The organism is Candidatus Magnetominusculus dajiuhuensis (genome assembly GCF_046044395.1).
GTDB classification, from domain to species: domain Bacteria; phylum Nitrospirota; class Thermodesulfovibrionia; order Thermodesulfovibrionales; family Magnetobacteriaceae; genus Magnetominusculus; species Magnetominusculus dajiuhuensis.
This window is the reverse complement of the sequence record NZ_JBJUSG010000014.1, coordinates 20,610-37,639: the sequence shown is the minus strand read 5'-3', so window position 1 is coordinate 37,639 and position 17,030 is coordinate 20,610. Positions and strand designations below refer to the sequence as shown.

The 17,030-nt window shown below is 47.7% G+C and carries 17 protein-coding genes; 11 read left to right on the top strand and 6 right to left on the bottom strand.

All coding sequences use genetic code 11. From position 1 onward, the window contains the following. Nucleotides 1-54 precede the first annotated feature (54 nt). From AB7D94_RS03650 to AB7D94_RS03635, 4 genes are read right to left on the bottom strand one after another with little or no spacing between them, the layout of a single operon-like run. Nucleotides 55-1,332, bottom strand: a complete 1,278-nt coding sequence (locus tag AB7D94_RS03650; RefSeq protein WP_420264369.1) for a 3-deoxy-D-manno-octulosonic acid transferase — start codon at nucleotides 1,330-1,332, stop codon at nucleotides 55-57. After that, nucleotides 1,325-2,458, bottom strand: coding sequence for a lipid-A-disaccharide synthase (lpxB, locus tag AB7D94_RS03645; RefSeq protein ID WP_420264368.1), 1,134 nt, complete (start codon nucleotides 2,456-2,458; stop codon nucleotides 1,325-1,327). Before lpxB ends, AB7D94_RS03650 begins: the two co-directional genes overlap by 8 nt. Next, complete coding sequence (locus AB7D94_RS03640; RefSeq protein ID WP_420264367.1) at nucleotides 2,449-3,540, bottom strand: DegT/DnrJ/EryC1/StrS family aminotransferase; 1,092 nt, start codon at nucleotides 3,538-3,540, stop codon at nucleotides 2,449-2,451. Before AB7D94_RS03640 ends, lpxB begins: the two co-directional genes overlap by 10 nt. Next, nucleotides 3,537-4,493, bottom strand: a complete 957-nt coding sequence (locus tag AB7D94_RS03635) for a Gfo/Idh/MocA family protein (protein ID WP_420264366.1) — start codon at nucleotides 4,491-4,493, stop codon at nucleotides 3,537-3,539. The genes AB7D94_RS03640 and AB7D94_RS03635 overlap by 4 nt, the downstream gene beginning before the upstream one ends. 384 nt (nucleotides 4,494-4,877) lie before the next feature. On the opposite strand from AB7D94_RS03635, the gene AB7D94_RS03630 reads away from it, so the two are divergent. The 3 genes from AB7D94_RS03630 (at nucleotide 4,878) to AB7D94_RS03620 (ending at nucleotide 9,197) form a co-directional block, all read left to right on the top strand. Beyond that, the gene (locus tag AB7D94_RS03630; protein WP_420264365.1) at nucleotides 4,878-6,605 is read left to right on the top strand and encodes a sodium:solute symporter family protein; all 1,728 of its coding nucleotides are present in this window, start codon (nucleotides 4,878-4,880) and stop codon (nucleotides 6,603-6,605) included. Beyond that, nucleotides 6,605-7,471 (top strand): N-acetylglucosamine-6-phosphate deacetylase, encoded by an 867-nt coding sequence (locus AB7D94_RS03625; protein WP_420264364.1) that lies wholly within the window; start codon nucleotides 6,605-6,607, stop codon nucleotides 7,469-7,471. The genes AB7D94_RS03630 and AB7D94_RS03625 overlap by 1 nt, the downstream gene beginning before the upstream one ends. Before the next feature lie 127 nt (nucleotides 7,472-7,598). After that, nucleotides 7,599-9,197: a hypothetical protein gene (locus tag AB7D94_RS03620; RefSeq protein ID WP_420264363.1), complete on the top strand. Its 1,599-nt coding sequence runs from the start codon at nucleotides 7,599-7,601 to the stop codon at nucleotides 9,195-9,197. An 88-nt stretch (nucleotides 9,198-9,285) separates the two neighbouring features. On the opposite strand, the gene AB7D94_RS03615 is transcribed toward AB7D94_RS03620, so the two are convergent. After that, on the bottom strand, nucleotides 9,286-9,537 hold the full coding sequence (locus AB7D94_RS03615; RefSeq protein ID WP_420264362.1) for a type II toxin-antitoxin system RelE family toxin: 252 nt from the start codon (nucleotides 9,535-9,537) through the stop codon (nucleotides 9,286-9,288). After that, nucleotides 9,521-9,748: a ribbon-helix-helix protein, CopG family gene (locus tag AB7D94_RS03610; protein WP_420264361.1), complete on the bottom strand. Its 228-nt coding sequence runs from the start codon at nucleotides 9,746-9,748 to the stop codon at nucleotides 9,521-9,523. The genes AB7D94_RS03615 and AB7D94_RS03610 overlap by 17 nt, the downstream gene beginning before the upstream one ends. 137 nt (nucleotides 9,749-9,885) lie before the next feature. On the opposite strand from AB7D94_RS03610, the gene AB7D94_RS03605 reads away from it, so the two are divergent. The 8 genes from AB7D94_RS03605 (at nucleotide 9,886) to AB7D94_RS03570 (ending at nucleotide 16,934) form a co-directional block, all read left to right on the top strand. Beyond that, nucleotides 9,886-11,121 (top strand): MFS transporter, encoded by a 1,236-nt coding sequence (locus AB7D94_RS03605; RefSeq protein WP_420264360.1) that lies wholly within the window; start codon nucleotides 9,886-9,888, stop codon nucleotides 11,119-11,121. Between the two features lie 171 nt (nucleotides 11,122-11,292). Continuing rightward, entirely contained in the window at nucleotides 11,293-11,940 is a 648-nt protein-coding gene (locus tag AB7D94_RS03600) for an NlpC/P60 family protein (protein WP_420264359.1), read from the top strand. 72 nt (nucleotides 11,941-12,012) lie between these two features. Then, complete coding sequence (locus AB7D94_RS03595) at nucleotides 12,013-13,008, top strand: sigma-54-dependent transcriptional regulator (protein ID WP_420264358.1); 996 nt, start codon at nucleotides 12,013-12,015, stop codon at nucleotides 13,006-13,008. Nucleotides 13,009-13,167: 159 nt separating this feature from the next. Then, on the top strand, nucleotides 13,168-13,890 hold the full coding sequence (gene hisA / locus AB7D94_RS03590; RefSeq protein WP_420264357.1) for a 1-(5-phosphoribosyl)-5-[(5-phosphoribosylamino)methylideneamino]imidazole-4-carboxamide isomerase: 723 nt from the start codon (nucleotides 13,168-13,170) through the stop codon (nucleotides 13,888-13,890). Nucleotides 13,891-13,895: 5 nt separating this feature from the next. Beyond that, a complete protein-coding gene (gene hisF / locus AB7D94_RS03585) occupies nucleotides 13,896-14,750 on the top strand; it encodes an imidazole glycerol phosphate synthase subunit HisF (protein ID WP_420264356.1) in 855 nt (284 codons plus the stop codon). A gap of 24 nt (nucleotides 14,751-14,774) precedes the next feature. Then, a complete protein-coding gene (locus AB7D94_RS03580) occupies nucleotides 14,775-15,332 on the top strand; it encodes a CPBP family intramembrane glutamic endopeptidase (protein WP_420264355.1) in 558 nt (185 codons plus the stop codon). Nucleotides 15,333-15,377: 45 nt separating this feature from the next. Continuing rightward, nucleotides 15,378-16,202, top strand: coding sequence for a DNA-methyltransferase (locus AB7D94_RS03575; RefSeq protein WP_420264354.1), 825 nt, complete (start codon nucleotides 15,378-15,380; stop codon nucleotides 16,200-16,202). 3 nt (nucleotides 16,203-16,205) lie between these two features. Further along, nucleotides 16,206-16,934, top strand: a complete 729-nt coding sequence (locus AB7D94_RS03570) for a PmeII family type II restriction endonuclease (protein ID WP_420264353.1) — start codon at nucleotides 16,206-16,208, stop codon at nucleotides 16,932-16,934. Nucleotides 16,935-17,030 lie beyond the last annotated feature (96 nt).

The window sequence follows — 17,030 nt, the reverse complement described above, 5'->3', positions numbered from 1 at the left end:
CTTTAGGACATTTCTACTTTGGTAGAATAGGACATTTCTATTTTGGTATTACACTTATCGAATACCCATGATTGTTTTTAATTCCCTGATGGCATTACTGATAGCCCCGGAGTTTCTTTGATAGAGTTCACTTGCCCTTTTGCCCATTTCAATCCTCTTTGCCTCGTTTGAAAGCAGCTCGAAAAGCACCTCATAAAGCCCCCCCGCGCCAGTGGCAACAGCGGCATGGGCGGCCATAAATTCCCCCGCCATCGGGAAGTTCTCCATATGAGGGCCGCACACTATGGGCTTTCCCCAGAAGGCCGGCTCAAGCAGATTGTGCCCGCCCTTTGGTACAAAACTCCCTCCCATTACACACACATCGCCCACCCCGTAAACCGACGCCAGCTCCCCTATTGTATCAAGGAGAACTACTGATACTCCTGCCTCCTCAGTATCTACTATCTCACTTCTCCTTACGAAGGGTATATCAAGCGATTTCAATATCGCGCCAACCTCGTCAAACCGCCTCGGATGCCGCGGGGCTAACACCACCGAAAGTCCCCCGATACTGGCCATAAGCCTCTTTACCGCGCTTAACACAATGGCCTCTTCCTTTTCGTGCGTACTGCCGATTACAAGGGCGGGATGGGAAAGCCTCAACGCCCACGGCGGGATTACTGGCGACGGAGCGGTGTCGAACTTGAAATTCCCCAGTGTCTTTACTGACGCCTTGTCTGCCCCCATTGCTATGATTCGCTCTGAGTATTGCGCGCCCTGCATACCAAAAAGTGTTACAGTACGCAGAACCCCTTTCATAAAAAATCTGATTTTCTTATAGCCCTTGAAGGACTTTTCAGATATGCGGCCATTTAGTATCACAACAGGAATGTTTTCCCGTCGCATCTCCTTAAAAATGCACGGCCACAACTCGGTCTCCATGACGATAAATACGGCCGGATTTATTGCCTTAATTGCCCGCCTTACCGCAGACGGCGTGTCAAACGGCACATAGATAACCTCTACGCCATCGGGGAGTTTCTCCTTTGCCGTCTGGCGACCGGTGTCGGTCACTGTTGAAAGGATGATATTGGGGGTTATCTCAGCAATGATACGGCGTATCAGCGAAATGGCCGTTATGGTCTCCCCCACAGATACCGCGTGAATCCAAACCGTGGGTGTTTTATCAGATGGGGCGGCTTTTCTTGACAAGACAACAGGATACCGGCCCGTCCTCTCCAAAAACCAGCTTCGCCTTAATCCCTTAGGTCTCTTGAAATACTCAACCGGCACTATCACTAAGAGGGCGAGAAAATATAACATGCGGTAGATAAAGAACATTGGTTTATGCAATTAAATCCGCAATCAGCTCGGCTACCCGGTTTGTCGGATTTTTCTGGTCGAAAATCTCCCTCAGGCGTTTAAATTTTTCAAGCGTCTCGTTTCGCAAATCATCGTCTTCATACAGTTTTATTAACTCATCCGCCACAGCCTCAGGGACGGCCATCTCCTGAATAAGTTCCTTCACCACGGGGGCGTCGTAAATCAGATTAACGAGATTTATGTATTTCACATCAATTATCCTTTTAATTATATTATAGTCCAGAGCGGCCATCTTATATATTACCACAATCGGCACACCGATGAGCGCGGCCTGAAACGCGGCCGTCCCGGATTTCACCACGGCCAAATCACATACTGACAGCACCTCAACCGCCCGTCCATCGGCAAGTTTTACGTCCAGAGCCGCTAGTTCCACAAACATCTGGCCAAACTCGCCAATTGCCAGATTTGGGGCAATTGGCATGAGGTATTGGAACTCAGGGTGGCGCGATTTCAGTATTTTTATGGTATCTATAAGCACGGGCAGGTGCCTGTTCAGCTCGCCGGCCCTGCTTCCAGGAAGTATCCCTACTATGGGGTGCCCGGCATCCAGGGAAAACTCCCTCATAATAGCGTCTTTGTCAACCACATGGGTCTTTAACTCCTCTGCGATGGGGTGGCCTACGAACTCGCAGCGCACATCTTCCTTAGCGTAAATCTCAGGTTCGAAGGGAAGAATGGCGGCTATTACATCGCTTCGCTGCGCCACTTTTTTTATGCGTCCCATTCTCCACGCCCACACCTGGGGGCTTACGTAGTAGAGGACTTTTATGCCGCTTTTCTTTGCGGCCTTTGCCACCTTCAGATTAAAATCAGGGAAATCAATAAGCACTACCACATCCACGCGTATCGTCCTGAATATGTCTTTGACTTTTTTGTACGAGGCTATCAAATGCCTGATAGACGACAACGCCCCCACACCGCCAAAGGCACTGCTGATTGTACTTAGAAGCTCCACACCGGCGGCCTCCATTTTCTCTCCGCCTATGCCTAAAAGCAATAATCCCGGCCACATTTCTTTGAGCCTTACGGCAAGCATTGCTCCATACAGCTCGCCCGACGACTCCCCCGCAATTATCATAACCCTTACAGGCATTTCTGTATTACTTGGACAATCCTCCCGATTGCCTCTTCAGACAGACCGGGATACACGGGAAGCGACAGCACCTGTGCGGCGGCCGTCTCGGCAACAGGGAAATCCCCCTTTTTGAAACCGAACTGCCCCAACGGCTTTTGCAGGTGTATCGGCAGCGGGTAATAGACTACCGAGGAGATGTCCGCGTCGTGAAGCGCGTCCTTTATTTTATCTCTATGAGCCGAGCGTATTGTGTACTGATGATAATTGCTTGTGTATCCCTGTGGAATATAAGGGCACATCACAGTACTGCTTAACATGGACGTGTAGAGGGCGGCGTTTTCTCTTCTTTTGGCGTTGTTGCCCCCGACCTTATCAAGTTTAATCAACAGGATTGCCGCCTGAATCTCATCAAGCCGACTGTTAAAGCCAACTACGCTGTGAATGTAGTTTCCCCTTGAGCCGTGATTTCTGAGGGCCAGAATTGTTTCATACATTTCCTGATTGTTAGTGACAACCGCCCCCCCGTCGCCATAGCAGCCGAGATTCTTACTCGGATAAAAACTAAAACACCCCGCGTCGCCAAACGTGCCGGTGAGCCTGCCATCTATTGAAGAGCCGAATGACTGCGCGCAGTCCTCAATTACATACAGGTTATATTTTTTTGCCAGCTCCATGATGCGTTTCATATCGCACGGGAGCCCGAAAAGATGCACAGGCAGGATTGCCTTAGTCTTTTTTGTAATCTTCCGCTCAATTAAATCTACATCAATATTAAGTGTCTTATTGTCAATATCAACAAAGACCGGCTTTGCGCCCACATAGAGAATGCTCTCCACGGTGGCAAAAAAAGTAAACGGCGTTGTAATGATCTCATCGCCCGGTGAGATTGGCAAAGAGGCGAGGCTCAAAAACAGCGCCCCAGTTCCTGAACCCACACCCGCCCCGTAGGACAGCCCGTGATACTGCGCAAGCCGCCGCTCAAACGCCTCCACCTCCGGGCCTAATACATACCTCGTACCCTTGAGCACCTCAATCACCGCGCCAACTACCTCGTCCTCAATATCAAGGAACTCCTTTCTCAAATCCAACATAGGTATCATATCATCACACTGCTCACACTTTCCCTTATTATTGATCCAATCCTTAGGGCAAGGGATAGAGCCTCCCGCCCGCACTCTCCGCTTACCATCGGAGTCTTCCCCGTTAAAACGCTCTCAACAAAACTCCTGAGTTCTTCCTTCAGAGGCTCCGCCATAGGCGGTACATCCAGGGGGATTGCCTTTATTGAAGAGCCGTTTTTTATATATTTCGTTATCATGCCGCTTTGATAGTCCAAAAACAGCAGTTCATTTCTCTGTGATACCCTTAATGTCCGCAGTTTATCGCTGGATAACCTGCCAACAGATAAGAATGCCTTCATGCCACTTTCAAACTCAATCCACGCCTTTGCCGTGTCTATGCGGCTGGTCAGGACACTTGCCCCCGCGGCGTTTATTGATTTAACCGGCGAGTTAGAAATGGAAAGCACGATGTCAATGTCGTGAATCATCAGGTCGAGGGTAACATCAATTCCCACCGCCCGCTCAATAAGCGGCGACAGGCGTTGGGTCTCAATATATGCCGGTGCATCCAGTAACGCACACAGGTTTCTGAATCCAGAGTTATATCTTTCCACATGGCCAACCTGAAGTGTGAGGCCGCGCGCATTGGCCTCGTCTATTAATTGATCGGCCTCATCAACGCCGCCGGTTATGGGCTTTTCAACAAACACATGCTTGCCTGCCCGCAGACACTTCATGGCAATGGCGTTGTGTGTCTGCGTGGGGGTTGCTATGATAAAGGCATCCGCAAGGGGCAGCGCCTGCTCAACGCTGGTAAATGCCTGACAGGTATAGCGCCTGGCGGCCTCCTCTGCGCGTGATAAATCAGCGTCGCATACGGCGGTCAGGACAGCCCCGTCCAGCTCCGAGACGATGCGCCCGTGGTGCTTACCGAAATACCCGACGCCTATGAGACCTACGCGAAGAGGCGCTTTGTCGTCTAATGCCCGCATGGCCTGAGCGGGAGATTGTTTCTGATTCCTATCATATCAGTGGGTATTATAAACGAAACACCCCCAAAAAACAAAATAAATATATCAGGCGGGCCGGGTCAGATGGAGACTCTGACAATAATATACGGCATTACCAGGAAATGAAAAAATCCACGGTATTTTTGTTCTAACGAATAAAACAAGTTCTCACGGGAAGTTGGAATGATTTCCAGACCGCTCTTTCTTTGTCTGTCATTCCGGCAAGCCGGAATGACAAAATGAGGCCGGAATGACGGAAAGGGACAAGGCCGAAATGATTGTATAGGTATCTTCTGCTTTATTTTTCAAATGCGATTGCCCTGATACATAGACTTTCGGTACACTATTGTTGTTATTATATCCCTCATGCACCTGTCACATACGGATATAGCAATTGTATTGGGGTATTTTGTCATCTCGCTGGTACTGGGGCTTTACTTCACGAAGAGGGCCTCAAGCTCAACGGAGGAATTTTTTCTCTCCGGAAGGCGGCTTCCCTGGTGGCTTGCCGGAACTTCGATGGTTGCCACTACGTTTTCCTCAGATACTCCGCTATATATCACCGCCCTGATACGCTCAAACGGCGTCTATGAAAATTGGCAGTGGTGGTGTTTCCTGATGACGGGGATGCTCTCTGTAACCGTTTTCGCCAAGCTATGGAAGCGCGCAGGGGTCATGACCGATGTGGAGCTGACGGAGATGCGCTACTCAGGGAAATCGGCCTCGTTTCTGAGGGGGTTTAAGGCGATATATTTTTCCATGTTCCTTCACACTATTATCAAGGCGCAGATAATACTTGCGATGGTAAAGATACTGGATGCCGGACTGGGGTGGGATAAATGGACGGCGATATTCATATCAAGCGGGGTTACGATTTTTTACTCCCTGTTTGCGGGTTATTGGGGTGTGATTATAACGGATTTCTTTCAGTTTATTCTGGCTATGGTCGGCTCTGTAATACTTGCCGTCATAACGGTCAATAAGGTTGGCGGACTTTCCGCCCTTACAAGCAAGGTTTCGGCCATCGGCGGGGGGAATCACTATCTGGACTTTTTCCCATCGTTTGAGACTGGCCTGTTGGGAATACCCGTACTGACGTTTGCCGCCTACATGGGGCTGAGCTGGTGGGCTAAATACTCCTCTGACGGGGGCGGTGTGGTAGTACAACGAATGGCCTCCTGTAAGAGCGAAAAGGATGCCGTTGGGGCGACGTTTTTTTTCAATGTCGCCAACTATGCCCTGAGGTCGTGGCCCTGGATACTGGCAGCCCTTGCGTCATTGATCCTCTATCCAAACGCGAAGGACAACGAATCTGTATATCCCATTATGGCCGTTGAGCTGCTTCCCAACGGGTTAAGGGGTCTGATGTTTGCATCCTTTTTTGCCGCCTTTATGTCTTCAATAGCGACCTATTTGAATCTCTCATCGGCGTATTTTATGAAGGACTTCTATATGCGTTTTATCGCCCCTAAGGCAACTGAAAGGCACTATCTGGCGGCAACAAGGGTCTCTATTGTCCTGCTGTCTCTGCTGACGGCGGTTGTCACCTACTTTTCTGAGTCCATAGTAGGGACGTTTAAGTTTCTTGTGGCCTTTGGAAGCGGCACAGGGCTGGTGTTCCTTATGAGATGGTACTGGTGGCGCGTTAACCCGTGGAGTGAGATATCTGCCATGCTGGCCTCGACGATTGTGTCGGCGGTTATTTTTATCAACTATCCACAGGCGCCGTATTTCGGGAAACTATTTTTTATCATATTTATATCAACCGCGGTGTGGGTCATAGTTACGCTGGTTACGAGGCCGTCAGACGAGGGGAAACTTATCGAGTTCTATAAGCGCGTTTGGGCTGGCGGCATAGGCTGGCGGGCTATTGAAAAGAAACTGCCCGCCTCAAGCGTCAGGGCCTCCACCTACCGCTCCCCTATATGGGAATGGCTGACGGGTACGGCCTTTGTTTACGCCCTTACGCTTAGTGTGGGGATGTTGCTGTTACAAAGATTAACAGAGGGAATAATATACGCGGTTTTAGGGCTGGCATCAGGGATTTTACTTTACAGGGGGCTTACTGGCAGCGGCAAGGGGATAGATAATTGATGAGCGGCACAACTATTGATATTCACACGCACGGCATTGGAGGGCTTGATACAAGGACAGCCTCAGCAGAGCAGATACTGAAAATAGCTGAGACTCAGATGAACAGCGGCGTTAATGAGATAGTGCCAACCGTCTATGCCGACGATATTCAAACTATGCGCCTTCACATGGCGGCCATAAAAGAGGCGATGGAGACTCAGCAACAGGGCAGCGGCACTTTAACCGCACAGTCGGCCATTATTGGGGTGAATCTGGAGGGGCCTTTTCTCAATCCCGACAAGTGCGGCGCCTTAAAGCGCGCGGCATTCATCAAACCCACAGGGCGCGCCCTTGATGAGCTTATTGGGGGCTTTGAGGACATAGTAAAAATAATCACGGTAGCCCCCGAGCTTGACGGCGCGGTTGACCTGATAAGGTCTGTTACAGATATGGGAATAATCGTCAGTATGGGACACTCAAACGCGACTTACGCGGAGGCTGAGGCCGCGTTTAACGCCGGTGCGCGGGGCATTACGCACTTGTTTAACGCCACTGGGGCGTTTCACCACAGGGAGCCTGGCCTTGTCGGCTTCGGTCTTTCAAACAGGGAGGTCTATGTCGAGGTGATAGCCGACCCATACCATCTCCATCGCGGTACTATTGAGCTGATATTTGCCGCCAAACCGCCGGATAAGATAATCATCGTCTCTGATTCGGTTAAGGAAACGGGGACTGTTAACGCTGCAATTACCGGCGCAAATAACACCCTGCTTGGCGGTGCCGCTACCATAATGGAGTCAGCAGTGCGGCTTATGCGGCTCGGATTTGGCGAAGATAAAATAATGAGGTGCGTTACGGAAAATCCGGCGCGGTATTTGTCGCGGTGACAAATACACAAGCGGTCTCAGGGGAGTTGGCGCCCTGTTAGAAAAATTAAGCAACCTTATCAAGGGGTCGCCCCTTTCCGGGCGTCTTGACAGATACAGGGGTGTTATAGCCTTCGCGGTTGTCGTCGTGCCTTTTCTGTTGACACGGCTGCCGTTTTATCTCTATTACCCGATGGTGACGCTGACGCCTGACAGTTGGACATATGCCAGGCCGGCGTATTTTATGTTGCACGGTGCGTGGCCGTTGTTTGACCATCGAACGCCCGGCTACCCACTGTTCATTGTCATGTTATTTAAGATATTTACAAACCCTTCTGATTTAACGATTGTGCTGATTCAGGGCATTATAAGCATATCTTCGCTGCTTTTTTTGCTCTATGTCATAAACAGGAAATATCCCGGTGAGGCCCTTTACGCGGCCATCGCGATTGCGGGATATTCGACATCTATAACCTTTCTCTGGTATGAGTCAAATTATATGGCCGAGAGTCTCTACATAAGTTTTTTGGTCTTGTTTTATGCCTTCTTAATACTGGCCCTCCACAACAAAAGGGCATTAACGTGGATGGCGGTTTCGTTTATAATGGGCTATATTGTATGGATAAGGCCGGCGGGTCTGTTTATACTACTAATCGGGGCAGCGGCGGGGGCATTGCTTATCAGGAACCGTTACCCTAAGAAGACGATAGCCGCGCTGATAGTCCCCTGTGCCATGATGCTTGTCATTCTGGCTGGGTATAACCGCTTCACAATTGGCTCATTTACGGTATCGCCATTTGGTCCGCACAATCTTTTCAGCCTTACGATACCCTTTATGCAGGCTGAGGGAAGGCTATCAGCCGATGTAAATAAGGCAATCGTCGAAAGCGTCAACAAGCGGGTCTCCGATGAGCAGAGGCGTATTGTAAGGGATTCGTGGAACATCGGGGCGCTGCACGATGCCTTTGAAACAACATATGCGTATAATCTGGCCATTACGTTTGAGTTTCTAAGGACGGTGAAGCCCAAAAAGGCCAACCCTGCCACGCCGATGATGGGCTTGTATCCGGTCTTAAACGACATTGCGATGGCTCAGATTAAAAACCACCCTTTGATATACATGAAGTTTGTGGGTGTAATGTTCGGGTATTACCTCACAAACATACGGCTTGAGGAGGCCGGCATTGAAGGGGGCAAGAATATCTACGAAAAAATCATTCCATACGCGGCCTATGCGTTAATTGCCTACCATAACACGATTCGCGAGTCATCAGACAGGCAGCCCCTGGGCGACCGGGCAGTCATCGCGTGGACGTTAAACGAATACCTGCGCCCGTTTCCGCCTGAGATGGAAAACGTATTTCTGTTCCATGCTGGTGTTGGTGATAACGTAACCACGCTTTTGTCAGTCAACGATGTGAAGACCCCGCTGATGGCGGCAAGCATTATATATCAGCGCTATCATTGGCTGATTTTCAGAAATGTCCTGTGGGTGGGCGTGTATTTTGTGGTGACGGCGTATGGAGTATTGGTATTAGTGCGGCGAAGGTTTATGGATAGGGATGCGTTTATTATCGCGGCACTGTGTGCGGCACCTTTGTTGTCGGCGCTCCTTACGTCCGCGGTAACAACGGCGAGTGTGCGATATAGCTGCCCGACCGAGATTGGTTATTATCTGTCTGCGGCACTGCTTCCAATATTATGGCGCAGCAGCTCTTTGAAAGGGATTAAAGACGAAGGGGAGTAACTCTCGTAAATTTTGCCATGTTTTGTCTATCGCGTTTGGGCTGTCAAACTTCACTATGGATGTATTATAGCAATCGTCACATTTCCTGTCATCTGTATATTTCTTTCCTATGCCCAACAGATACAATCCACACTGTAGATTTCTCTATCCAGTAAATAATACGGTAATCGCCGACCTGTAAGCGGTACTTTCCTTTGAACTTTCCTTCCAGCATCTTTCCAGTCTCACGGGGATTTTCATAGAGTTTATTCAGGGCATTGAGGATTTCTACGGCTGCTTTTGTTTCAATCTGCTTCAGTTCCCTATATGCCCGAATATCCCATTCAATGCGGTAAGCCATATTCTTTTAACACATCCTCGTGAGAGATACCTTCAGAGAGAGACGCAACCCGCATGTCGCCTAAATACTCATCATACTTGTCGAAATACTGCTTCAATGCCTGCTGAACTATCCAACTTTTGCTTACCTGCAGCTCCTTAGCATAGACATCAAGGGTGTCAAACACATTCCTGTCCACTTTTGCCGAGATCATTACTTTAGTTGCCTTCATAGTAATATATGGTAATATTTCTTAATACTAAAAAACAAGCGGTTTAGTCTGAGAATAGATGTCAGCAGCCTATATTCCACCGTTTTTTTTTCGTGAGGCAATTTGCGGACTTGCCCTTCTTTGTGTATAATTAACCGATGAACGAGCCTGAGAGAGCCGGTTTTAGCAGAGATATTTTTTCGGTTCCTGTGATAGTTGCCGCGCTTGGGTATTTTGTTGACATCTATGACCTCATTCTCTTTGGGATTGTGCGGGTTCAGAGCCTTAAGGCTATCGGGGTAGAGGCATCGGAGATACTGAATAAGGGGATTTTCCTGTTCAACATGCAGATGGCGGGAATGCTCCTTGGCGGGTTTTTATGGGGGATAATCGGGGACAAACAGGGAAGGGTAAAGATACTCTTCGGGTCAATATTTTTGTACTCCACAGCGAATATCGCCAATGCCTATGTTAGCTCCACAGGGGGCTACGCCCTATGGAGATTTATAGCCGGTGTAGGCCTGGCCGGAGAGCTTGGTGCCGGGGTCACGCTCGTGCTGGAAAACCTGCCCAAAGGCGTCAGAGGCTATGGAACTATGATTGTCGCCACCGTCGGGGTTTTGGGTGCCATCTTAGCTAATGAGATCGCAAAGACGTTTGATTGGAGGATGGCCTACCTAATCGGAGGTGGACTTGGCATGGCGCTGCTCATACTGAGAATTGGCGTCTGCGAATCAGGGATGTATAAGGATATGGCGTCAAGCAATGTCAGCAAGGGAAACCTCCTCATGCTGTTTACCAGCAAGAGGTGTTTTTTCAAGTACATGAAGACCATCCTGATAGGGCTTCCAATATGGTTCTCTGTGGGAATACTGATAATACTGTCGCCTGAGTTTGCCGCGGCGATGAATGTCTCAGGCAAGGTCAATGCCGGTGAGGCCCTGATGTTCTGTTACATGGGCCTTGCATTGGGGGACTTTGGCAGCGGTTTTTTGAGTCAATACCTTCACAGCCGACGAAAGGTCGTGTTGTTGTTTCTTATTCTCAGTTCAGCCGCGGTAGGAGGGTTCTTTATGCTTGGCGGAGTCAGTAGTGCGGTGTTTTATACGTTTTGCGGCTTCATTGGCTTTGCCGTGGGCTACTGGGCAATATTTATAACCATAGCGGCAGAGCAGTTTGGCACAAACATACGGGCGACTGTGGCCTCCACTGTGCCAAATATAATTCGCGGCATGGTTATACCAATTACCGCTGTCTTTCAGTTTGCGAGGGAGTATATAGGAATACTAAAGGCAGGAGCGGTCGTCGGCATATTGTGCATAGCCATTGCCTTTTACGCATACTATCATCTTGAGGAGACCTTCGGCAAAGACCTTGATTACGTCGAGTTATAATATTTATTTTAAAAAAAGCTCTTGACATACAGACAGGCGTTATGTTTTAATTGCATAATGATAGGGTTTTACGTAGCAGCGTTAAACCGATTAATCATAAATATCAAATGGTTGTAGTAAAAAAGGTGAGTTTGGCTCATTACCATCATTTTATAAGGAGGTATCATAGGCATGAGAGAGAAATTATTTATTCTGATTGTACTCGTCTTAGTGTGTTGCAGCGTAGTCTCAGGGCAGGCCTTTGCGTCAAGGAATTCTTCCCCGGCTGCCGTTGGCCAGACATGTAAGGTAGACCAGTTGACAGAGGACGATAGTCCAGGGCAACAAACCGGTTTTTTCAGGAAGATGCGAACTAACGTCTTTTCGTATTTACAGCAAAATGTCCCATTTATATCAAGGGTGTACATCGGTATGGGCTATCGAAGCGCCTCAAATCCCGACACTACCGGCGAGTCTGACTGCTCTAACCTCGTCAACGCCATAACAAGGAACAGCTTAATCGGGACCGATTATGATTTTGCGCCAAACGGCATTTCCTCACAGGATTTACGAGAGAATTGCCAGTATGTTTCACTATGGGACCTAAAACCCGGCGACCTCATCTTTTTCTCCAAGGGTAGAAAGCACAATATAATATACCATGTCGGGGTCATAACGAAAGTCCTGTTCGGCACGGTGCATTTCGTTCACGCATCAAGTAACTACGGCGTGGTCGAGACCGTCTCCGGTTCTGAGACGTGGCGTCATTACTGGGGAAAGAAGCTGCATTCCTTCGGCAGATGGAAGCCGGATGTCTTTGTTAAAAAATCGGACGCATAAAGGATTAAAGACGAAGGGGGGTAACCCCCCTTCACCCGTAAATCTCTCCACGTTTTATCTGTACTCCGGCTAATGGAAGTTGAAGCTTTATTCTTAGCTAAAAATAAAAAGATGCTTAAGGCGGTGAAAGACGCTGAAAAAGCGGCTTTATTAAACAACATAAGCGTGTTGATAAGCGGCGAGGACAGCTTTGGAAAAGAACTCATCGCCAGAAGGATTCACTCAGAAAGTCAAAGGAAACACAAGCCCTTTCTAACAATAAACACATCTGGCACCGCGGTTGATATTGCCGAAATGGAAATCTTCGGATGGAAGATGGACACCTCCACCCGCACGAAGGAAGACAAGACCGGCATACTCGCCAAAACCAATGGCGGCACACTGTATATTGAGGACATTGCAGGGTTAGACGACAATCTCCAGACAAAGCTCTTCAAGTTTATTGTAGAAAAAAAGTACCGCCCTCTCGGAAGTACCCGTATTATTAGGTCCGACACAAGGGTCATAGGTTCCACAAGCAAGAAACTATCCGATTCTGTGAAAAAGGGTAATTTTCGGGAAGATTTATATAAGATATTTAAATCTATAGAGATAAAACTGCCGCCTTTAAGGGAACTGAAAGAAGACCTGCTGCCAATGGCCTCGTATTTGCTTGATTACTATAAAAAAAAATACGAAACCGGCTACAAAGAATTCTCGGCCACGGCAATTAAATTCATAACAGGCTACGACTGGCCTGATAACCTGAGAGAACTATCCCTTGCCGTAAAAAAAGCCGCAATACTCTCCGACACGCCCATTATCCAACATAACGATTTAATCCTCGACGTCCCATCCAAATACTCTATCTACGAATTTCTTAATGAGAAACTCAACAAATACCTCTCCGACATCGGCGAAATCAAAACCGGCGGCCTCTATGAAACAATAATATCCGAAGTAGAAAAATCCCTTTTAGCCATAGTCTTAAGAGAAACTAATGGCAATCAACTTAAATCGTCTAAGATACTCGGCATAAATAGAAACACTCTGCGGTCAAAAATCAAACAATACGACATAAAATCATAAACCAATACTACATACGAATCATAAGCCAATGCTACATATGAATCATAAATACGGCGCGTGGTCATAGAAATAAAATACGGCGCTTGCCTTTATCGGTATCCTCTGTTAAACTAACAGCGCTATGACAATAGGATTTAGAGACTGCGTGATGGAGGGAATATGCTCGTAATACCGGCAATAGATTTAAAGGATGGCTCATGTGTGAGGCTCCTGCAAGGCAGAAAGGAAGACGTGACAAAATACTCTGAGGACCCCGTTGAGACGGCCAGAAGGTGGGTGCGCGAAGGGGCAGAGCTGATACACATAGTTGATCTTGACGGGGCGTTTACCGGGCAACAGAAAAATCTTGAAAGTATAAAAAATATAAGAACGGCCGTTGATGTGCAGCTTGAGGTAGGGGGCGGTATTCGCGATTTAAAGAGGATAGAACTGCTTGATTCAATCGGCATAGACAAGATAATCCTTGGCACAATAGCAATCAAAGACCCCGCGCTGCTTCGTGAGGCGTGCCTGAAATACCCGAATAAGATAGTGGTTGGCATAGACGCAAAAAAGGGACGCGTTGCCATCAGGGGCTGGGAGGAGGTCACTGAGACCACAGCCGCCACCCTTGCTAAAGAGGTCGAGAACTCCGGGGCGTCGGGGATTATTTATACGGATATAGCAAAGGACGGGATGCTCATGGGCCCAAACGTAGAGGCCACCGCAGAGATAGCCAATCTCGTAAATATCCCCGTTACGGCCTCAGGCGGAGTAGCTTCACTAAAGGACATAGCCCACCTGATGACAATAACCGGCCTGTACGGCATAATAACCGGCAAGGCGGTCTATTCGGGCGCTATCGCATTAGCTGAGGCCATAGCCCTCGTCAGGAGGTGGTAGCTGCTGTGATAGCAAAGAGAATCATACCATGTCTTGACGTCAGGGATGGAAGGGTTGTAAAGGGGATAAACTTCGTAAACATTCGGGATGCGGGTGACCCTGTCGAAAACGCCGTGTTTTATGACGAACAAGGGGCCGACGAGCTGACCTATCTCGATATAACCGCCTCACACGAAAAGCGTAAGATAATGCTTGACGTGGTGGAAAAGACCGCAACAGACGTATTTATCCCGCTGACAGTAGGAGGTGGCATAGGCTCTCTTGACGATATTCGTGACCTGCTTAACGCCGGCTGCGACAAGGTGTCAATAAACACCACAGCGGTCAACAACCCCGAATTCATAGCTCAGGCCTCGGCACGCTTCGGAAGCCAGTGCATAGTGGTGGCGATAGATGCGAAACGGCATATTGCAGATATGAGCGGCACTGGAGATGCAGACGGGCGGCCACAGTGGCTGAAGGGAAATGAATCCCTGTCATATCTTGATATTACAACGCAGGGGGATTCGGCCTCGTGGGAGGTCTATACGCACGGCGGCAGGCGGGCAAAGGGCATAGGCGCGGTCAGATGGGCGCGGTATATGGAGGAAATTGGCGCCGGTGAGATACTCCTGACGAGTATGGACAGAGACGGCACAAAAATCGGCTACGACATAGAGCTGACCCGCGCGGTATCGGAGGCAGTAAACATACCTGTAATAGCCTCAGGCGGGGCGGGTGAACTTGGGCATCTCTACGACGCCCTTGCCGATGGGAAGGCCGACGCGGTGCTGGCGGCCTCAATCTTCCACTTCAGGCAACACTCCATAAGAGAGGCCAAGGAGTTCCTTAGCTCTAAGGGCATTACGATGCGTCTATAGCGTGTGGATGTGTTTCCAAAATAGATGATGACAAGGAAAAGACTGTTAACCCTTGCCCTGCTGACAGAGGGCGGGCTGCTTGCCCTTGCCATAGGGGCGGCCAGATTTTTTAAGAATATTGTTTTTATCTCTTCTTACGACCACATTGTTCGTGATGTTGTGATGGGGTTACTCTGTTCGCTGCTGCCGCTTGGGCTATTTATCTCTGTCTGCATAAGACCGCCTCGTTTTTTAAGCTCCTTCAGGAAGGTTATATTAAACGATGTAAGGCAGTTGTTTGCCAGAGCGAAGGCCATTGACATCGTGCTCATATCGCTTTTGGCCGGCATGGGTGAGGAGTTCCTGTTCAGAGGCGTGCTTCAGGCCAAGATAGGTATTGTGTGGTCGTCGCTGATATTCGGATTGTTCCATTTTCTGACACCGACGTATTTTTTGTTTGCCACGGTGATGAGTTTTTATCTTGGCGGGTTATATATTTATTTTAACGGTGTTACGGTGCCGGTATCTGCACATTTTGCGTATGATCTGGCAGCCCTTATTTATCTTAGGTTTATATATAAGGACGGCGGCGACCAGCATTGACCGCCATTTGACGTTGCCGCTTTAAAGGTATATAATAAATGGCACATGGAAGCATTCACTAACATCATACACGGCGATTGCGGGGAAGAGTTGAGACGGATACAGGATAATTCCGTTGATTTGATATTTACGTCACCGCCTTACGCAGACAGCAGGAAAAGCACCTACGGCGGTATCAGTCCAGATAGGTATGTGGAATGGTTTTTACCGATTTCATCTCAATTGTTGAGGGTCTTAAAACCAGATGGGACATTTATATTGAATATCAAAGAGAGGGTGGCTGAGGGTGAAAGACATACATACGTTATTGAGACAATATTGGAGATGCGAAAACAGGGATGGCTTTGGACTGAGGAATTTATCTGGCATAAAAAGAATTGTTATCCCGGCAGATGGCCAAACCGTTTTCGGGACGCATGGGAGAGGCTGTTACAATTTAATAAAAATAAAAAGTTTAACATGTATCAGGATGAGGTAATGGTTCCCGTAGGTGACTGGGCAGTGGGCAGATTAAGAAATCTAAGCGACACAGACAAGGTGAGGGATTTATCAAAGAGTGGAAGTAATTTTGGCAAAAACATATCAAATTGGTTGAACAGGGATAAGGTATATCCAACTAATGTTATACACCTTGCGACGGAATGCGGCAATAGAGACCACAGCGCGGCATTTCCCGAGGCCCTGCCCGAGTGGTTCATTAAATTGTTTACAAAGGCTGCAGATACAGTCCTCGATCCATTCATGGGTTCTGGGACAACGGTCATTGTCGCACAGCGAATGATGAGAAACTCAATTGGCATTGAGGTCATGTATGAATACTATGAAATGGTAAAAGAAAAAATTGCCCCTGTAAAATATTGTTTATTTTAACTTATGAAAGAGCCGGACATAGATATTATAAGACAATATGTGGAATATAACATTGGTGTATTTCATAAAAAGAGGATACAAAACCTTGAGAAGCTCAGGTTGAATCAGATATTAAAGCGAAAAAATCCATACTTATTCAAAGCAAAAAATATTCTAACCGCCCAGGATTTAATTAAAACGGTACTTGACGCCTTTCTATCTTCACAAGAAGAAACCATTTTTGGCGAATTTCTGGAAGGATTGGCTGTTTTCATATGTGCCGGGGTCTATGGTGGTAAAAAATCATCCGCAGAGGGAATAGACCTCGAATTCGATAAAGACGATATAAAGTATATTGTCACAATTAAATCTGGTCCGAATTGGGGCAACAGCAGCCAGATCAATAAAATGAAAGATAATTTTAAAAAGGCAAGAAAAATCCTGAGTACAAACACATCAAAGATTAACATTGTATCAGTAAACGGTTGCTGCTATGGCAAAGACAATAATCCTGACAAGGGAGATTACCTAAAACTCTGCGGACAGCGGTTTTGGGAATTCATTTCTGGAAACGATTACTTATACATAAACATAATCGAACCACTCGGGTATAAAGCAAAAGAAAAGAACGATGAGTTCTACGAATCATATGCGAAACTGATAAATGTCTTCACATTTGAGTTCGGAAGAGAATTTTGCATAGATGGCAAAATAGACTGGGAAGCCCTTATAAAGTTCAATTCTTCAATCTGAAATTTTTTTCCTCCCTATCTCCTGTTTACTTACAATAACGTCGGCGGCACATCATAATATTCAGTCCAATTATGCTACAATTCTATTATTAAGCAG